Genomic DNA, 18,456 nt, shown 5'->3' with positions numbered 1-18,456 from the left:
TATGAAAAAACAAACTTTATATAGAGCTTTACCTATTGCCGCTTTAGCAATTACAATGCAATCTTGTATAGTTTCAAAAAACTATGACAGACCAGAAGTAACAAACGAAGCGCAATTCCGTACTGATAAAATATCTCAAGATACTCTTTCTATGGCAGCAATGTCATGGAAAGAGCTTTTCTCTGATCAGATCCTTATTCAGCATATCGAAAAAGGTCTTGAGAATAACCTAGATATCAGAATCGCATTACAAAACATTAATGCAGCTCAAGCTTATATGCAACAAGGTAAATGGGGATACGCTCCTACATTAAACCTAGGTGCAAACTATACACATTCTGTATTATCTAAAAACGGTTCACAAGGGCAAGCTTTTGGAGATACTAGAGTGAAAAATGACATGTATGATATTACAGGACAATTCTCTTGGGAACTAGATGTGTGGGGTAAAATCAGAAGTGACAAAAGAGCTTTTAGTGCAAGTTACTTACAAACCCTTTCTGCTCACCAAGCTGTAAAAACTCAACTAATATCTACTATCGCTACTACGTATTTCCAACTAGTTGCTTTAGATGAACAAAAAAGAGTGACTGAACAAACTATAGTCAACAGAACAAATAGTTTAGAAACCATTGAAGCTTTAAAAGATTCAGGACAAGTTAATGAAGTTGCTGTTAAACAAACACAAGCTCAATTATTAAATGCAAAAGCTCTTCTAGTTGATATCCAAAATAATATCAAACTAACTGAAAATGCTTTTAGTATTTTGTTAGGGGATAACCCTACAGCTATTAATAGAGGTGATCTTAAAACACAAAAATTAAATGCAGATTTAACAGTAGGTGTACCTCTTCAACTTCTTAGCAATAGACCTGATGTAAGAGCTGCTGAATACAGCTTAATCAACGCATTTGAAATGACAAACGTTGCACGTGCAAACTTTTATCCTTCTTTTAGATTAACAGCTAATGGAGGTCTGCAAAGTTTAGATTTTGATAACTTATTCAATACTAGTTCTCTTTTTGCAAATTTCATTGGAGGTTTGACTCAACCTATCTTAAATGGTAGAAAGATCAAAACTGCCCACGAAGTAGCCAAAGCAAAACAAGAGTCGGCATTACTAAGTTATAAAAAGTCGATTTTAACAGCTTCTAAAGAAGTTTCAGATGCTTTATATACATACCAAAGCTCAACAGATAAACTAGTGCTTAAAAAACAAGAGTATGAAGCATATAATTTAGCTACTGAATATTCAGAAGAGTTATTAATCCAAGGTATGGCTAACTACCTAGATGTATTAACAGCTAGAGAAAGTGCTCTTGCAGCTGAATTAAGTTATATTAATACTGAATTAGCTCAACTTACTTCTGTTGTTCAGCTTTACAGAGCTGTCGGAGGTGGTATAAAATAATATTATAGTTAATTGTTATTCATTAAAAAAGAGTAGTTAACTTAATAACTACTCTTTTTTTATACATTTGAGTTATGAATATATCTAAAATCATACTTCCTTTCTTATTTCCAAAATATACTTGGAAGCGCAAGACGAATCAGAAGACAGTTTATCTAACTTTTGACGATGGTCCTATTCCCGATGTTACAGAATGGGTATTAGACATACTAAAACAGTATGATGTTAAAGCTACTTTTTTTTGCATTGCAGATAACGTACGTAAACACCCTCATATATTCAAAAGAATCATCAACGATGGGCACCAGATAGGCAACCATACTTTTAACCACTTAAACGGTTGGAAGAATGAAAATGAATACTATTTAAACAATATTCAATTAGCAAAAGAAGAAATGTCTAAACACTTATCTATAGATAGACAGACATTACTGTATAGACCTCCTTATGGCAAAATAAAGAAATCTCAAGCTAATAAAGTACTTAATAAGGGACATGAAATTATTATGTGGTCACATCTAACGAAAGATTATGACAAGACTATAACACCAGAAGAGTGTTATAAAAGAGCCATAGCAAGTATGGCTCCAGGAAGTATCATTGTATTCCACGATAGTATTAAAGCTAGTCATAATCTATATTATGCACTTCCCAAGACTATCGAACTTTTATTATCACAAGGTTATTCCTTAGATATATTATAACGTATTTGCTACATTAATAAGAGAGTTAGCATCCATGACACCACTTTGACGCCAGATCATACTTCCCTTTTTATACAACATCATGGTAGGCACCTGTTTGATACGAAGCGCTTCTACTAATTCACTATTTTTCTCTACATCGATTTTCACTATACACAACTTATCACCCATAGCCGCTGCAACATCGATTAAAACTGGGGTCATAGTAGCACATGCTTCATTCCATTGAGCATAAAAGTGAACTAAAACTGGGATATCCGCCGTTACTAAATCTCCAAATTTTGACATATATTAAAAATTATCTTTTATTAAATTTACTTTATTAAACCTTCAAAATATGAGTAATACATTTACATGGATCATAATAAAAGTCATCTTATAGAACATCTATAATTAACATTGAATATCCTTCCATATTGATTTATAGGTTTAATATACAAAAATATTAATTTAATACAATATTTCTTGTTTTTTTTAGCATTAATCGTTCTTTTTTCTCCTCAATTCGATTACTGTAATCTCTGGCCAAATCCCTGTTCTTCCCTGATAAGCATGATACCCAAATCCTCTATTCACATAAATATATTTTCCTAACTTCTCATATAGTCCTGCCCATTGCTTATATACGTATTGTATAGGACTCCATTTGATCAATCCTGGTATCTCTATACCAAACTGACTACCATGTGTGTGACCTGATAAAGTAAGCTGAAAGTTCTTTGGATGATCTAATACTTTTGCTTCCCAATGTGAAGGATCATGACTCATTAATATCTTAAAATCCTTAGTTTCTATACCTTCTGTTGATTTGTCTAAATCACCAAACTTTTGGAAGTGACCTCTCACACCCCAGTTCTCGACTCCCACCACAGCTATGCGTTGTCCATCTTTCTCAAACCATACGTGCTCATTACGCAATAACCTAAACCCTAACTTAGAACTAATGTCGCAAATACCTTCAAAATTAGCCTCTCTATCTTCCTCATTATCCCAACGCGCATAATCACCATAATCGTGATTACCTAATATAGAATATTTACCATATTTATACTTGCGTATTTTACCAAATACATCATACCAAGGCATCATCTCATCCGCTAGACTATTTACAATGTCTCCTGTAAATAATAAGGCATCAGACTCCTGACTATTGATTAAATCAACTGCATATCTGATTTTTTCCTCATTGTCAAAACTCCCACTGTGTATATCAGAGATTTGTGTAAACTTAAATCCGTTGAAAGCCTCTGGTAAGTCTTCGTATTCTATAATCTGCTTTCGTACTTCAAATTTATATCTGCCGATAGTTATCCCATGAAGAACAGAAATAAAAGGTATAGATGCCACACCAAAAGCGACTGTCGAAACAAACTTTCTTCTACCTGGCACATAGCTTTCTCTATCATCCTTCTTGATTGTAATGCCTTTCGCGTAATTAACAACCCCTCTAACAATCCTAACAATATCCTCCACCATTAGCAATAAAGTAATAATGACTTTTGGTAGATAAAATAATATAACCAATGCTCCAGCTACTAATGCCTGATGATTTTTACCATGATTACGATCAAACTGTGAAAATCCATAAATCATGTATACTATACCTAAAATGGACACGATAACATATCCCCATCTTAATATTCTATTTTTGGTTACCTGACGAACTGCTTGAAAACAATAAAACTCTGATAAAACAACTACTAACAGTAACACTATAAGTCCCCCCATTTCAATAATCTATAAACAACAAATTTAATTTTTTATAAAAGCATTCAAAGTATCTTTAACAATATTTATTGATATTTTCAATAATCGCATCATATAAAACTTAGTAACCTCTCAACTCCCCTACTACAAAATCACTATCTTTGAGCATCAGTAAATAATTACCTTTAATAAAAAATCAAAGTATAAATGGCTAATAAAAATCGTCTTTTCTTACTTGATGCATATGCTCTGATCTTCAGAGGATACTATGCATTCATTAAAAACCCTCGAATTAACTCTAAAGGACTTGACACTTCTGCTATTCTAGGTTTTATGAACTCCTTGATAGACGTTATTAAAAGAGAATCACCTGATCACTTAGCTGTTGCATTTGATAGAGGTGGTAGTACATTAAGACTAGATCTATTCCCTGAATACAAGGCTAACAGAGATGCTACTCCTGAAGCCATCAAAATAGCTATACCTTACATCAAGCAAATCCTTGAAGCCATGCATATTCCTATCGTTGAAGTGAGTGGCTTTGAAGCTGATGACTTAATAGGAACATTGTCTAAACAAGCTGAAAAAGAAGGTTTCCAAGTATATATGGTAACTCCTGATAAAGATTATGCTCAGTTAGTATCTGAGAATATCTTCATGTACAGACCTGCTCGTATGGGTAATGGAATAGAGATATGGGGAGTTGATCAAGTAAAAGAAAAGTTTGAAGTAGACTACCCTGAGCAAGTGATAGACTTCTTAGGTATGATGGGTGATGCCGTTGATAATATCCCTGGATTACCGGGTGTAGGAGAGAAAACAGCAAAGAAATTTATCAAAGAATACGGCTCTATGGAAAATCTATTAGCACATACTCATGAGCTAAAAGGAAAAATGAAAGAGAATATTGAAGCCAATAAAGAAAAGGGATTACTATCTAAAAAGTTAGCTACTATTATATTAGACTGCCCTGTGCAGTTTAATGAGAAAGACTATGTACTAGAATGTCCAGATATTGAGAAATCAGAAGCTTTATTTATCGAACTTGAATTCAGAAGAATGAAAGAGCAATTCGATAAACTTTTTAACAAAGGTAAAGAAGTCATCCCTACCACTAGTACGCCAACGGCTACTACAACAGGTAGTGATGAACAGTTCTCATTATTTGGAGATGCTTCAAACAACACTGATTCTCCATCAGAACAATACTTTGGTACATTAAGTACAACTAACCACGTATACCAACTGTGTACTAGCGGCATGGCAGTGCGTCTATTAATACAAAATTTACTCAATCAAAAATCTGTATGTTTTGACACAGAGACTACTGGCCTAGATCCTTTCACTGCAGAACTTGTGGGTATCGCATTCTCATTTGAAAAAGGAACAGCATTCTATGTACCTGTGCCAGAAAATCAAGAAGAAGCCAAAGTATTCGTACAGCAATTCAAACCATTCTTTGAAGCGCAAAATATAGAAAAGATAGGGCAAAACCTTAAATATGATATCAAAATATTAAAACAATACGATATTCAAGTACAAGGTCCAATGTTTGATACAATGATAGCCCATTATCTAATCAATCCAGATATGCGCCATAATATGGATGTTTTAGCAGAGACCTATCTTAGATATACACCTCAACCAATAGAAGACCTAATCGGTAAAAAGGGGAAGAACCAAAAGACAATGCGTGACATTGATGTAGAACTAGTGAAAGAATATGCTGGTGAAGATGCTGACATCACGTTCCAACTTAAGGAGAACTTTGCCCCTCAATTAGTTGAAACACATACACAAGAACTATTTGACACGATTGAAATACCATTAGTAAATGTACTTGCAGATATGGAAACAGAAGGTATTCGACTTGATACAGATTATCTAAAGACATTATCTGAGACACTCTCTGTAGATATCAAATTGTTAGAGGAAAGAATATTCCTTGAAGCTGGAGAAATTTTTAACCTAGCCTCTCCAAAACAATTAGGAGACATCTTATTTGAAAAGCTTAAAATAGGAGGTGCTAAACCTAAGAAAACAAAGACAGGGCAATACGCTACAGGTGAAGAAATACTAAGTGATCTAGCTCCTAAACATGAGATTGTACGTGATATTCTAGACTGGAGACAGATGGTCAAGCTACAAAACACGTATGTAGATGCATTACCAGATCAAGTAAATATAAAGACTAATCGAGTACATACAGAATATATGCAGGCAGTAGCTGCTACAGGACGTCTAAGTTCTAATAATCCTAACCTACAGAATATTCCTATCCGCACAGAGAGAGGTCGCCAAGTAAGAAAAGCTTTTGTAGCACGTGATGAAAACTACGTACTATTAGCAGCCGATTATTCGCAGATAGAACTTCGTATCATAGCAGCACTAAGTCAAGAACCTAATATGATGGAGTCATTCCAGCGTGGAGAAGATATTCACCGTTCTACTGCCGCTAAGGTATTTAATGTACCACTAGACGAAGTAACTAAAGAACAGCGTAGCCATGCCAAGACTGTTAACTTTGGTATTATCTATGGGGTATCAGCATTTGGACTGAGTAACCAGACTAATCTATCTCGTTCAGAAAGTAAAGAGCTTATCGATGCTTACTACGAGACATATCCTAAACTAAAAAGCTATATCGCTACTCAGGTAGACTTCGCACGAGAACATGGATATGTACAGACTATCTTAGGACGCAGAAGATACCTTAAAGATATTCACTCACATAATGCAGTAGTAAAAGGAGCTGCTGAGCGCAACGCTGTCAATGCGCCGATACAAGGTAGCGCAGCTGATATCATTAAAATAGCAATGATTAATATCAACAAAAAACTGAAAGCTGAGAACTGGAAGTCTAAGATGTTACTACAAGTACACGATGAGCTTGTCTTTGATGCATATAGAGAAGAACTTGATGCACTGAAGACAATGGTTAAATCTGAAATGGAGAACGCTTATAAGCTAGATGTACCATTAATAGTAGATCTAGGTACCGGTGAGAATTGGCTAGAAGCACATTAATTAAAACATATAAACACATCCAGTTAAATATTCGTTTAACTGGATGTGTTTTTAAATAAAGAGAATAATACAAGATGTAAACTCTAAAATATTATTTACATTTACTACAAGCCAGCATAAATATCATTGATTAAGAGACCGCCATAAACACAAAACGTTCTTCATACTTATCATAAGGACAATAAAGATCTCTATACTTCCTAAATTCCACTTCAGTTAGTATGCCATTATATCTAAATGATTCTTCTCCTTTATAATTATAAACAATAATCTCTTTACTTTCCTTAGAATCTAAGCTTTCTAAGAACAAGACTTGTTCAGTAGTCATATACTTACTATGACTACGTAGTGTTGCTTTGTAATTATCCCAATATTCAGCTAACTCAATCTGTTCAATTGGAACCTCTATTTCACTCAGATCATAAAGTATACGTATAAAGATATATTCATTAAGATTCTTTGCTAAATAAACACCTTCATCTTCTACATTCTCAATGTATACTATAGGAATATCTTCACCAACCTGTCCATTAAAATAAAAACAATACAAATCATGTGCTCCAGTCATACCAAATGGCACTATCTTTATATCTGATAGTACATGGCGATACTTATCTTCACGATAGAACATTTCTAATTCTTCTTCAATAATTTCAGTTGAAAAATGTAATTCCAAATCATAACAATGTAAAAATAACGGAGGATAATCTTTAATTGCAGGGTATACAACTGTATTCCACCCCTCTGAAAGATCGCCATAACTAAACATTCCATCTTCCCACAATTGGTTAAAAATGTGAGGATACTTAAAGCCCCATTTCTTCTCTATATCAGTTAAAGTCATAATCATTCTCTTTGTTATATTGTGTTTTTATCTATGAAGACATCTTCAACTTACTGTTGAATAGCCCCAATATTTCTCAATTTCTATGATGTTTTGGAGCTTTTTACTATCTACTGTTTACAGATCGGTTCTATCTTTTACTTTTGTATTTCTTTTAGCTCTACTAGAGCCTTTCTCTTCTATAGACCATTCCGTATTTTTATCTTGATACATCTTATAATCTATGTTCTCAAAAGTAGGCGCATCAGCACCTGCTAGTATCGCATAATCCTCTCTTTCAGTAGCTCTAGCATTATCAGACTCTACATTTCTAGTTAAATAATACACATGAGCTGAATCTTTAGCGACACTGTTATCAACCAGTTCAAAAGTAGCGACATCTATATCTGTACAAGGCCTTACATCCTCCCAGCTTAAAAAATATACTCGATTCTTATCTTTAGCCCAATTAGAATTCAAAACCTCAAATGATGCGACATCTAAGTCTTTTACTTTTACTTTAAATAAAGGTGTCCCTTTATCACTTGAAGACACTTTAAAGTGATAAAGATTATTAACATCTTTAAACAAAGTAGCATTACCTAATGCTTTAAAAGTAGCTTTATCATAATCTCCTTCCAAGGGTCTAATCTCATGTTTACTAAACCACCCTTGTGATTCATAATAAATACCATTCTTATCTTTATAAAACAACCTGTCTAAACTACCAAAAGTAGGTCGATCTACCCCTTCTAACACCCTACCTTTATAATAGACATGAGTAGAATCTATAAGAATATTCATATCTAGTATACGGCACGAATCGGGGATTACACCTACTAATTCTATATCACTATAATACATCTTATCTTCTCGCTGTTCATAACGCCCTTTTTTATTAATCAAAAAAGGAATAATAGCAAAGGCTATTAATGCGGCAAAGGCTCCTATACAAGCAAGAACAATCTTCCACTTAGTTCTAGATTCTATTTGTTTAGCTATTTTAAATGCTAATTCATTAGATTGAACAATATCTTTATTGTGATATTCTGTCCACCTCTGCCCCATTTTACCATCTCTTTGCACTATCGTATACTCCTGGTTTTGTTCTAATGTTCTTATCAGAGTATTAATCAAAGTACTATCAGCAGATCCAAAATCAATAATAGGCTCAAACTTACCTACTAAATAGACTGAGATAAACTCCTCACGCACACCGAAAAGCCTCTTCACCATTACAACATCTTTTAACAATATCTTCTTCGTTTTACCCTTATATTCTACTTTAATTGAACTTCCATCTATGCTAACAATAAATTCATATCTTAGCTTTGCCTTCAAAAAGATAATTAGCAAGACAGCTCCTACTACCACACCTAAATACACATAAGCCATCATACTCCAATTATTGAAAGCTGTTACAACTTCCAACAGATTAGCGAAACTTATAATACCTATCAAACCAAACAGGCTAATGACAATACTCATATAAACTTTCTTATCGAGCACCCTAAACTTTAATGTATTCATTTATAAAAATCTATTATTAATATTTATTCTAACACCCTTAGGATTACCAACTTATGAAGTAGTAGAAGTCTATAGTGTATATAGAGCTAACATTTGTTACACTACTAACTGTTCTACCCTTTTTTACTAAACATTGTTACTTCATCACTATAATTCTCAGGCTTAGTGAGAAGTGAAATCTCACCTTGTTGCACTATTTACATATTTTGTTTTACACATAAAGTATAACCTTCGTTTTCAACAATATACATAGAGGTTTTATCTACTTTATCTAACTCCTAGAAAATAGACTTCCTATAAACATATTTCTTATATCGTCTATCCTCTAATTTGAAATGACTTATTATCATCAGTGTTATACTAATCAGTGCAATCAATCCTAGCATACCGAACCCTCTAAAACTAATTCAGTGAAATGACGCTTTCTCAGCCTCATCTAATATTTCTAAGAGGACATTAACTCGTTTGACAAACTAAACATCTTACGTCAACACTCTTCTTATTGCTATAAAGAGGAACATACATAGCATGACACTTCATCCTAGACACATATACCTAGATAGAAGCATTACATTTATGACATACATAATGTACCTTCAAAAAATATCCCTTATAATATGATAATTATAAGCACTAATAAAATTGCTTACTTCCTTTTTCAAACTCCACAAGACAAAAACAATTATAGTAAAACTAAAACAAAATATTAACACAATATGAGTATTATTTTAATTATAATTACAAAAAAACATAACTTCACAACAACAAAAGCTTGAACAAAAACAATACTATCTACATAAAGATTAGTTTAATAACACTAATCTAATAATTTGTACACGATTAATACAGTACTGATATGGTTTTAATAAACAACTTATCCGTTTTATTCTATCTTTGTCACTGATATTTAAAGAATAGCAAGATGAAAAAATTACTAGGAAAAATAATGTTAGGTGTTACAGGATGGAAGTACGTTCCTAACAACTTTGACCCTAAGCAAGAGAGAAAGACTGTGTTGATATGTGTACCTCACACTTCTAATTGGGACTTTTTCTATGCAGTAGCTTGCTTCTGGATAATGGGGATGCCTATCCGTATGTTCATTAAAGACTACTATACAAAAGGTTTGTTCGGATTCTTCTTTAGAGGATTGGGATGTATCGGTGTAGATAGAACTAAAAGACAAAATCTAGTAGAATATGCAGTCAATGTCATTAATACAACTGACGATATCGCTATTATTAACACACCTGAGGGTACGCGTGGATATTCTGACAAATGGAAACAAGGGTTTTATCACATCGCCAAATCTGCTAATGTACCCATCGTTCTTGCTTACGCAGATTATAAGAAAAAAGCATGTGGAATTATCAAACTTGTCAATGTAGAGGATAAAACCTTTGAACAAGTACTAGATGAAATAGCACCTTACTATAGTCCTGAGATGGCAAAGTTCCCAGAAAACTACAATCCAAAACTATACTAGACCAAAATACTAAAATAAACAAGCATCCTGATAGGGTGCTTTTTTTGTTGCCTCCATAACAAAAACTCAAGTCATAAAAATAAAGTAACCTCAACTCTAGATGATAGAGCACTACTAAAGTACCTAGTCATACATATAGTCTTGCTCTCTATTACCTTCCTAGAAGAATACTACGTCAATGATAAGACCATTCATGGACAAACATCCCCTTAGCTCCACCATTCTCCCGGAATTGTCCATGAATTGTCCAACAAACCACGCATAAGCCTTGTATTTACTAGTATCAAGAGGTGTACTAGACACTAACAAAAATAGACGAACTACACACTAACTATTGAATACCAGTGAATTATAAAATATATTAATTTAAAAAAAGGGTTTCTTTTTAGCGAAAAGAGCTGTAAAAAAGAATTTAAAGGTATTTAAGAGAAAAAAATCGTTTTTTTTCGCTATAAAATAATTATTTGAATCTATTTTTTATCTTTCAGAGTAAAAAACAGGTGAAATTTTTAAGCAAAAATAAGAATGAGATGAGAATGCTTCTATGTAAAATCCTTTTCTTTTGTAAAGAATTACTTTACAAAAGAAAAGCATTTATATATATTGAAATGAAGTGAACCAAAGAAGCATGTAATATTAACGAATTAAAATAATCTTTGAGAATACTGTGTTTATAGCTGGATTAGAACATAATATACAATAGCAGTCCTTAGAATATTGTCTTATCGCAGTAATCTTTACTATTTACAGAATTCACTATCTTTTAATATTAGTTTAAAGCATTCAGAGCTCAGTTTAGAGGTGTAAGAGATATTGATTTCTTTTTATACAGATTGACTAAGCTTTATGCATAAACACAACTTTTGAGATTGATCCGTTTATTCTTGAACAATTCGTAGAAATTAGAAGTATAAAAAAAGCCTCTTCGATTGAAGAGGCTTTGTGCGGGTAAAAGGACTCGAACCTTCACACCTTGCGGCACCAGATCCTAAGTCTGGCGTGTCTACCAATTTCACCATACCCGCGTAATCAGTGGAACATCCTGTTCCTTTAAGACGTTGCAAATATACAATAGGTTTTTTTATCTGCAAGAAAAAAATTGTATTTTTTTATTCTTAGCTTTGTGAGTAACAAAATCAATGTATCCTTTTATATTATGAAAGATTCAAAACAATTTGTTCAAGGAAACAAGCAACGTCTTTTAGATGAGCTAATTGAACTATTAAAAATGCCTTCTATCAGTGCTGATAGTGCGTATTCACAAGATGTAATCAATACTGCTGAAGCAGTTAAAAAAAGTTTAGAAGTAGCTGGATGTGATATAGTAGAATTATGCGAAACACCAGGTTACCCTATTATTTATGGTGAAAAAATCATTGATCCTTCATTACCTACGGTATTAGTATATGGTCATTATGATGTACAACCAGCTGATCCTATTGAGCTTTGGACATCTCCTCCGTTCGAACCAGTTATTAAAACAACAGAATTACACCCTGAAGGTGCTATCTTCGCTCGTGGTGCATGTGATGACAAAGGTCAAATGTTTATGCATGTGAAAGCTTTCGAATACATGGTGGCTAATAATACGCTTCCTTGTAACGTGAAATTTATGATCGAAGGTGAAGAAGAAGTAGGTTCTGTAAGTTTAGGTTGGTTCGTTAAGAGAAACCAAGAAAAACTTAAGAATGATGTTATCCTAATCTCTGATACAGGTATGATCTCTAATGAGCAACCTTCTATCACAACAGGATTAAGAGGATTAAGTTATGTAGAAGTAGAAGTTACTGGTCCTAACCGTGACCTACACTCAGGTTTATATGGAGGTGCTGTAGCTAACCCAATCAATGTACTGACTAAAATGATCGCTTCTCTACACGATGAGAATAACCATATCACTGTACCAGGTTTCTACGATAAAGTAGAAGAATTATCTCGTGAAGAAAGAGACGAAATGGCTAAACGTCCATTCTCGTTAGATAATTACAAAAAAGCTTTAGATATCGACGAGGTATACGGAGAAGCAGGATACACTACGAATGAGCGCAACTCTATCCGTCCTACATTAGACGTTAACGGTATCTGGGGTGGTTATACAGGTGAAGGGGCTAAAACAGTTATCGCAAGTAAAGCATTCGCTAAAATATCTATGCGTTTAGTACCTAACCAAGAGTGGGAAGAAATCACTGAACTATTCAAAAAACACTTCGAAAGCATCGCTCCTGCAGGAGTACGCGTAGAGGTAAAACCTCACCATGGAGGTCAAGGATATGTGACTCCTATCGACTCTATCGGATACCAAGCAGCTGCTAAAGCCTACACTGATACATTTGGAGTAGCACCTATTCCTGTTCGTTCAGGAGGAAGTATTCCTATTGTAGCTTTATTCGAAGAAGAATTAGGATCTAAATCAGTGATGATGGGATTCGGATTAGATACCGACGCAATCCACTCTCCTAATGAGCATTTCGGAGTATTCAATTATCTTAAAGGTATTGAGACTATTCCATTGTTCTACAAACACTATACAGAAATGATGAAATAATCATCTTCTCATGCATATAAAAGCGGGTAAGTATTTACTCGCTTTTTTTCATTAATCCAAAATTGTGGGTTGACTACTTATTTTTCTCTTGTATCCACATTCCAAAAAACTTACTACTCTGGGTAGTATGGTGTTTTAGTATTTCTCCTAAGAAATTCACTCTACGAGTAGCTTTTAAGTCTTTAGCTAAACTCAACACAGTTTGTAACAATACCTCAGCATAATATGTATAATCATAGTTAGTAATCATCAGTTGGATACCGTATCGCTGTTTCTCTTCCCACAATGCTTCATTAGTATACACGACAATTGCTTTATCTATAAAATCAGCCACCTCATCAGCAACAAAACCACACCACTCTAACTCCCCTTTCATTGATTCGACACCTACTGACGAAGATACAGACGGTGTTCCTACACGCATAGCATCTACAAACTTCCCTTTAATACCTGCACCGAATGGTATAGGTGCCAAAAGCACTCTTGCTTTACCAAGTACTTCTAAGGCATCGTCTGCTCTCCCGTGAACTAAGAACCGCTCACGATCATTGTTTAACTGCATTACTTTAGGTGAAGGATAAGCACCATAGATATGCATATTTACTTGTGGTAATCGTTTGCGCAATAGAGGCCATATTTCTTTCTTTAAATACAACACCGTTTGCCAATTTGGCTCGTGAATAAAGTTCCCAATAAACACAAAGTCAGCTCTATCCTCATAACTTCTCCACTTCCTAACTTCCTCTTCACTAATACCATGCTCCATAAAAGGCAGAAATAACAGGCTATTGGGATGAATATGGAATGTATCTGTTAGCAACTTAAACTCGTATTCAGAAATAATCAACGTCAAATCACAACGCAATATACTTGCTAATTCGCGCTTAGTACGCTCTGTATATAGATACTCGGCAATATCCTCTCCTCCTTTTTTCTGCATCTCTTGACGTGCGAAACGCAAGAAATGCAAATCCTCTGTATCTAATATAGTCAATGCATTAGGACACTGTTCCGTCACGCGCCAACCAAACTGTTCCTCTATTATAAAACGATCATACATCACCATATCAGGCATTAAGCCAGATAATACCTCATCAGTACGGATATCATTAAGCCAAAGCTCTACTTCCTGTACATCATAAATAGCTAGATTATCACTTACATCTGACTTCTTCGCTGTACTACCAAAATAGAGCTGCATACCCCAATCCTTAAAACATTGGAGTAGTTGAAGCATACGTTTGCCTGCTGCTGAGGATTTAGACTCTGGCCATACGGAGCCTATTACTAATATTTTCTTTCCTGATAGATTCTGTCCCATTGTACAAAAATAGATTATAATATCAATACATAAGCCAATCATCATCATCGACAACGATTTTTTATCTATCTAATAATTACTACTTTTGTATCAAACGAAAAGGAATTATGTTAGGATTAAAATTATTAACTGACCCACGCTGGGCGAATATCGCTGAGGCTAACTTAGAAGAGATATTAACGGATCACTGCTGGTGTGAACAAAAGGCAGCTACGAACGCTATAACTATTATCGCATATAATTCGGAACACGAAGACTTAGTTACTGAAATGACAGAGATTGCTATAGAAGAGATGCAACACTTCCAAATGGTACATAACATCATTAAGGAGCGTGGATATACTTTAGGTAGAGAGCGCAAAGACGACTATGTAGGTCAACTGTATAAGTTCTCTAAAAAGGACGGTAGTCGCAACGAATGCTTTATAGATAAACTTCTATTTGCTGCAATGATTGAAGCAAGAAGCTGTGAGCGTTTTAGAACACTATCTCAGAATATCAAAGATGAAGAACTTGCTAAGTTTTACCACGAACTAATGATATCAGAAGCGAATCATTATACAACTTTTCTAAAGTTCGCACGTAAATACACAGAACGTGTAGATGTAGATAAGCGCTGGCAAGAATGGCTTGAATTCGAAGGAGAACTTATTCAGTCTTATGGTAATAAAGAACATATACATGGGTAATTATAAAGAGTTTCAGTTGATTTGCTGAAACTCTTTTTCATGTTTCACAATATTCTAGAAGCCTATTTTTAACTTTGGATATACATTATCATTACCACTAATACGTATTTTTATATTCAAATTAAAACCCTTAATTAAAGGGGCTTTATCATTACTAAAAGGAATAGCATACCCCAGACCAATATCTATCAGATTTAATAAAGATACTCCCACTTGTGGTTGTACATGTCGCGTAGAAGCTTTTGCCCCATAGGACAGTAGACCATTTCCTTTTGTGATATCCACATACGGTAACCAATGCCATTCTTTGTGATAAGGAGTTGTCATCACACCTCCACCAAGAAATAACCAGTGTTTATCTGTATTAATCACATCATATTCCATTCCTACCTGTAACATACTATGTGTTCCTTGAGTATATCCAACATTAAATATTGGCTTATAACTCGAATCCCTAGTTTGTCCCCATCCTATCATAGTGATAAAACAAAAATACAACGTAATTATCTTATAATTATTCAAAACTCTAAACACAGGCATAGTGAACAAGATGTTATTTTTAACTTTCTCCCTATCAACACTCAATACCTTTTTAAGAAAATAAAAGATTCCCATATATTCAAAGTTTAAAACCTTATACTAAGATAATTTAAATAACGTGAAATTATACGTTTTCAAATTTTAATAAATAGCCTCTTACATATATTCTATACTTTAACCCAGTATTATTGGTAGACAGATAAGCGATTAGCTCTAATGCAAGATAGATCTGTATTTGATAAAAATACATCCTAGTATAACTATAGAGTTAATAAAAGAACTGTGAAGTAGATTTCTTTATAGTATTTAGCTACTGATGATTCTAGGATTAAACCTTTCGGTCAACAAAAATAAATCTAGTACTCAGCTATAGCCTACAACATTTAGATTCCCTAACGCCCTACTATTTCATCTCTTACAAAATGAACCTCTTTATGTTAAAAACGAACATTACAAAACACATATTTATTAACCATAACTCATAAAAATCTTGTGCATTAAATGTTAATTATCCGTACATTTACTCAATAAAACAATACTAATTTACTCACCTATGAAGTTTATCCCTCTTGCAGAGATAAAGCACTTATTACCAAATGATTGTTGGTATAAAAATGAGACTACTGATTTACCAATACTGTACTATGAGGGACACCAACATTGGGACACCCCTCTAGATCTAGACACTATCGCATCGGAGCAATATCCAAATGACATTATACCTTTTATTCTTATAAATGGCAATCTTACAGTGCCTCAAATTTTTAATGGGGAAATAGATGGCTCTACTGGGTTAGTAGTGCTCGGTCATCTTACAACAAATAATATGGTTGTAGGAGGACAAGAAATTTATGTAAAAAGAGATTTGACTGTCTCTGAATTATTTTGGGGAGATTATAACCATGGTTCTTTAGTTGTAAACGGGACTATACGCAGCCGTTTGTTTATTAATACTGATTATGGTGTTGACGACTATCGTTTTAGTATGAGGGATCGTATAGATGTAGATTTTTTATTAAATCATGATTTAGAACGAGATGTAGCAGAGCCAATAGTACTCTTTCATTTGATTAAACCTGAATTTCTATATACTAGAGAAGAACTTGACGATACTATATACTCTTGGAAAGACTGGTTACACACACCTGCAATACTAAGAGCATTAGCAAATAATCAATCTATTCTATTAGAAACTCCTAACTCTACTTATGCAGATAGAGCTTATCCTTTCGTTTTCCCTAATAAGGAACTCACAGTAGATAACCTTATCAAAATGAGTAGTGGTAACACCTTTGATCAACATCTTCTTCCTAAAGGAGAAGAGATAAGTATTGAATATTGGGAAGGAAAGATGTTTAAACGTATCTACTTTGTCAACGGAGATCCATACAGCACTATTTTATATTTCCAATATGAAGAATTATATGCTATGCTTATTAATATAGATAAAAAGAAATCATTACTTCCTTTCTCTAAAGACTATATTATTAATACGCAATACTGTTACCCAACAGAAACAGATAACTCTTGGAAACCAATGGTTAATACAAGTATAACTGAATCACTTGCGTATGAATGGGAAACTATGCTAACGCACTACAGTGAGATGATAGGTATAGCAAATAGGAAAAGAGAAGTTCTTACTCCAAAAAACTTTAATGCTATCATGCAACAACCGATAGTACAGAAACTAGGAAAAAGATACTATGAGGACGAAGATTCTACTATATTTTACTGTGGTCAACAGTGGCAATTCAGAGTAGAAAACAAAGAACTAGGTCATACCCCTCGTATAACGATTCTTAATTATCTAGGTAAAGATGAACATGATGAGATACAATATGAGTATTTTCATTATGAACTAGAACTTGATACTAAAGGTGTACCATTCGTACAACTATACTACCAACGTGAAAGTGGCTATGATGCAGATGTGTATTTCTTAGAAGTATGTACTCGCCAACGAATGCTTAAAGCAATTAACTACTTTATCTACCTACAAAAATACATAGAACGCGTCTACATCAAAGAAGAAGCTATCTTAACAGAAGAGGAAATCAAACTCCAAGAGGCTATCGATAAAGGAAATTCGTATCTAAAAGGAATACTAGGACATAGATAATTAATTACGAATTATAAACCTAAACTTATAAAGACATATAACTAAAAACGAGATCTAACAGTCTCGTTTTTTTTATCTCTAACAACACACCATCACTCACCTACCCTCACCTTGAGTGTATAATCCTTCTGTACTTGCTTACCATTAACAGAAGCAGGAATCCAAGCATTCATCGTTACCTTATCTATAAACTGAAGAAAATGAATAGTATACTCCTCATTAAAGTCACTACGAATGACCTCTATATGTGAAGCTGTCCCATCAGCATCTATCACAAAATAAAATATGACTGTTCGCTCATAAGGCACTATTCGATTAGGAAACTTTTCATTAAATAACTTCATAAAGTTACGAGAGAGCTGAACGATGCTGATACGAGAACGTACAGCAGTAGCATCCTCGCTATAAACATTAACTGCTTTCTCTTTCTCCTGTTCTTGCCCATACAACTGCACTATACTAGTCAGTGATAATGCTACTAATAGCGATAACAACCTATTTCTCATTATACCTTAATCAATAATCTTAACTATATAAAATATTAGCTTTTT

General features: G+C 33.9%; 14 protein-coding genes and 1 tRNA gene. 7 read left to right on the top strand and 8 right to left on the bottom strand.

Going from position 1 to position 18,456, the window contains the following annotated elements; genetic code table 11:
- Position 1 precedes the first annotated feature (1 nt).
- Together LNQ81_RS07275 and LNQ81_RS07270 are read left to right on the top strand one after the other, a co-directional pair.
- Positions 2–1,411, top strand: a complete 1,410-nt coding sequence (locus LNQ81_RS07275; protein WP_229945498.1) for an efflux transporter outer membrane subunit — start codon at positions 2–4, stop codon at positions 1,409–1,411.
- A gap of 74 nt (positions 1,412–1,485) precedes the next feature.
- Complete coding sequence (locus LNQ81_RS07270; protein ID WP_229945496.1) at positions 1,486–2,115, top strand: polysaccharide deacetylase family protein; 630 nt, start codon at positions 1,486–1,488, stop codon at positions 2,113–2,115.
- Here the strand turns inward: LNQ81_RS07270 and LNQ81_RS07265 are convergent.
- Both LNQ81_RS07265 and LNQ81_RS07260 read right to left on the bottom strand, forming a co-directional pair.
- Entirely contained in the window at positions 2,110–2,403 is a 294-nt protein-coding gene (locus LNQ81_RS07265) for a thioredoxin family protein (RefSeq protein ID WP_229945495.1), read from the bottom strand. The two genes, LNQ81_RS07270 and LNQ81_RS07265, sit on opposite strands and share 6 nt — an antisense overlap.
- A 192-nt stretch (positions 2,404–2,595) precedes the next feature.
- The gene (locus LNQ81_RS07260; protein ID WP_229945492.1) at positions 2,596–3,843 is read right to left on the bottom strand and encodes a metallophosphoesterase; all 1,248 of its coding nucleotides are present in this window, start codon (positions 3,841–3,843) and stop codon (positions 2,596–2,598) included.
- A gap of 186 nt (positions 3,844–4,029) precedes the next feature.
- Here LNQ81_RS07260 and polA point away from each other — a divergent pair, with 186 nt between their 5' ends.
- Complete coding sequence (gene polA / locus LNQ81_RS07255; RefSeq protein ID WP_229945491.1) at positions 4,030–6,849, top strand: DNA polymerase I; 2,820 nt, start codon at positions 4,030–4,032, stop codon at positions 6,847–6,849.
- 130 nt (positions 6,850–6,979) lie between these two features.
- Here the strand turns inward: polA and LNQ81_RS07250 are convergent, their stop codons facing one another.
- Positions 6,980–7,693, bottom strand: coding sequence for an SMI1/KNR4 family protein (locus LNQ81_RS07250; protein ID WP_229945489.1), 714 nt, complete (start codon positions 7,691–7,693; stop codon positions 6,980–6,982).
- Positions 7,694–7,810: 117 nt separating this feature from the next.
- On the bottom strand, positions 7,811–9,202 hold the full coding sequence (locus LNQ81_RS07245) for a DKNYY domain-containing protein (RefSeq protein ID WP_229945488.1): 1,392 nt from the start codon (positions 9,200–9,202) through the stop codon (positions 7,811–7,813).
- Between the two features lie 922 nt (positions 9,203–10,124).
- Here LNQ81_RS07245 and LNQ81_RS07240 point away from each other — a divergent pair.
- Positions 10,125–10,688, top strand: coding sequence for a 1-acyl-sn-glycerol-3-phosphate acyltransferase (locus tag LNQ81_RS07240; RefSeq protein WP_229945485.1), 564 nt, complete (start codon positions 10,125–10,127; stop codon positions 10,686–10,688).
- Between the two features lie 943 nt (positions 10,689–11,631).
- On the opposite strand, the gene LNQ81_RS07235 is transcribed toward LNQ81_RS07240, so the two are convergent.
- Positions 11,632–11,713: transfer RNA gene (locus LNQ81_RS07235), tRNA-Leu, on the bottom strand.
- Positions 11,714–11,844: 131 nt separating this feature from the next.
- Here LNQ81_RS07235 and LNQ81_RS07230 point away from each other — a divergent pair.
- Entirely contained in the window at positions 11,845–13,233 is a 1,389-nt protein-coding gene (locus tag LNQ81_RS07230; RefSeq protein WP_229945484.1) for a dipeptidase, read from the top strand.
- A 73-nt stretch (positions 13,234–13,306) separates the two neighbouring features.
- Here the strand turns inward: LNQ81_RS07230 and LNQ81_RS07225 are convergent, their stop codons facing one another.
- Complete coding sequence (locus LNQ81_RS07225; RefSeq protein ID WP_229945482.1) at positions 13,307–14,554, bottom strand: glycosyltransferase family 4 protein; 1,248 nt, start codon at positions 14,552–14,554, stop codon at positions 13,307–13,309.
- A 107-nt stretch (positions 14,555–14,661) separates the two neighbouring features.
- Between LNQ81_RS07225 and LNQ81_RS07220 the strand changes: the two genes are divergently transcribed.
- Positions 14,662–15,243: a MiaE family protein gene (locus LNQ81_RS07220; RefSeq protein ID WP_121965374.1), complete on the top strand. Its 582-nt coding sequence runs from the start codon at positions 14,662–14,664 to the stop codon at positions 15,241–15,243.
- A gap of 54 nt (positions 15,244–15,297) precedes the next feature.
- On the opposite strand, the gene LNQ81_RS07215 is transcribed toward LNQ81_RS07220, so the two are convergent.
- The gene (locus LNQ81_RS07215; RefSeq protein WP_229945480.1) at positions 15,298–15,858 is read right to left on the bottom strand and encodes a hypothetical protein; all 561 of its coding nucleotides are present in this window, start codon (positions 15,856–15,858) and stop codon (positions 15,298–15,300) included.
- Positions 15,859–16,336: 478 nt separating this feature from the next.
- On the opposite strand from LNQ81_RS07215, the gene LNQ81_RS07210 reads away from it, so the two are divergent.
- Positions 16,337–17,905, top strand: a complete 1,569-nt coding sequence (locus tag LNQ81_RS07210; RefSeq protein ID WP_229945479.1) for a hypothetical protein — start codon at positions 16,337–16,339, stop codon at positions 17,903–17,905.
- A 92-nt stretch (positions 17,906–17,997) separates the two neighbouring features.
- Here LNQ81_RS07210 and LNQ81_RS07205 read toward each other — a convergent pair whose 3' ends face one another.
- Positions 17,998–18,411, bottom strand: coding sequence for an energy transducer TonB (locus LNQ81_RS07205; protein WP_229945476.1), 414 nt, complete (start codon positions 18,409–18,411; stop codon positions 17,998–18,000).
- Between the last annotated feature and the right edge of the window lie 45 nt (positions 18,412–18,456).

The sequence above is a fragment of the Myroides oncorhynchi genome, from assembly GCF_020905415.1.
GTDB classification, from domain to species: Bacteria; Bacteroidota; Bacteroidia; order Flavobacteriales; family Flavobacteriaceae; genus Flavobacterium; species Flavobacterium oncorhynchi_A.
This window is presented reverse-complemented; position numbering and strand designations above follow the sequence as displayed.

Excerpts from the sequence above, each read along its gene's own strand:
- LNQ81_RS07275 (WP_229945498.1), top strand. The coding sequence starts at position 2 with ATGAAAAAACAAACTTTATATAGAGCTTTACCTATTGCCGCTTTAGCA.
- LNQ81_RS07270 (WP_229945496.1), top strand. The coding sequence starts at position 1,486 with ATGAATATATCTAAAATCATACTTCCTTTCTTATTTCCAAAATATACT.
- LNQ81_RS07265 (WP_229945495.1), bottom strand. The coding sequence starts at position 2,403 with ATGTCAAAATTTGGAGATTTAGTAACGGCGGATATCCCAGTTTTAGTT.
- LNQ81_RS07260 (WP_229945492.1), bottom strand. The coding sequence starts at position 3,843 with ATGGGGGGACTTATAGTGTTACTGTTAGTAGTTGTTTTATCAGAGTTT.
- polA (WP_229945491.1), top strand. The coding sequence starts at position 4,030 with ATGGCTAATAAAAATCGTCTTTTCTTACTTGATGCATATGCTCTGATC.
- LNQ81_RS07250 (WP_229945489.1), bottom strand. The coding sequence starts at position 7,693 with ATGACTTTAACTGATATAGAGAAGAAATGGGGCTTTAAGTATCCTCAC.
- LNQ81_RS07245 (WP_229945488.1), bottom strand. The coding sequence starts at position 9,202 with ATGAATACATTAAAGTTTAGGGTGCTCGATAAGAAAGTTTATATGAGT.
- LNQ81_RS07240 (WP_229945485.1), top strand. The coding sequence starts at position 10,125 with ATGAAAAAATTACTAGGAAAAATAATGTTAGGTGTTACAGGATGGAAG.
- LNQ81_RS07230 (WP_229945484.1), top strand. The coding sequence starts at position 11,845 with ATGAAAGATTCAAAACAATTTGTTCAAGGAAACAAGCAACGTCTTTTA.
- LNQ81_RS07225 (WP_229945482.1), bottom strand. The coding sequence starts at position 14,554 with ATGGGACAGAATCTATCAGGAAAGAAAATATTAGTAATAGGCTCCGTA.
- LNQ81_RS07220 (WP_121965374.1), top strand. The coding sequence starts at position 14,662 with ATGTTAGGATTAAAATTATTAACTGACCCACGCTGGGCGAATATCGCT.
- LNQ81_RS07215 (WP_229945480.1), bottom strand. The coding sequence starts at position 15,858 with ATGGGAATCTTTTATTTTCTTAAAAAGGTATTGAGTGTTGATAGGGAG.
- LNQ81_RS07210 (WP_229945479.1), top strand. The coding sequence starts at position 16,337 with ATGAAGTTTATCCCTCTTGCAGAGATAAAGCACTTATTACCAAATGAT.
- LNQ81_RS07205 (WP_229945476.1), bottom strand. The coding sequence starts at position 18,411 with ATGAGAAATAGGTTGTTATCGCTATTAGTAGCATTATCACTGACTAGT.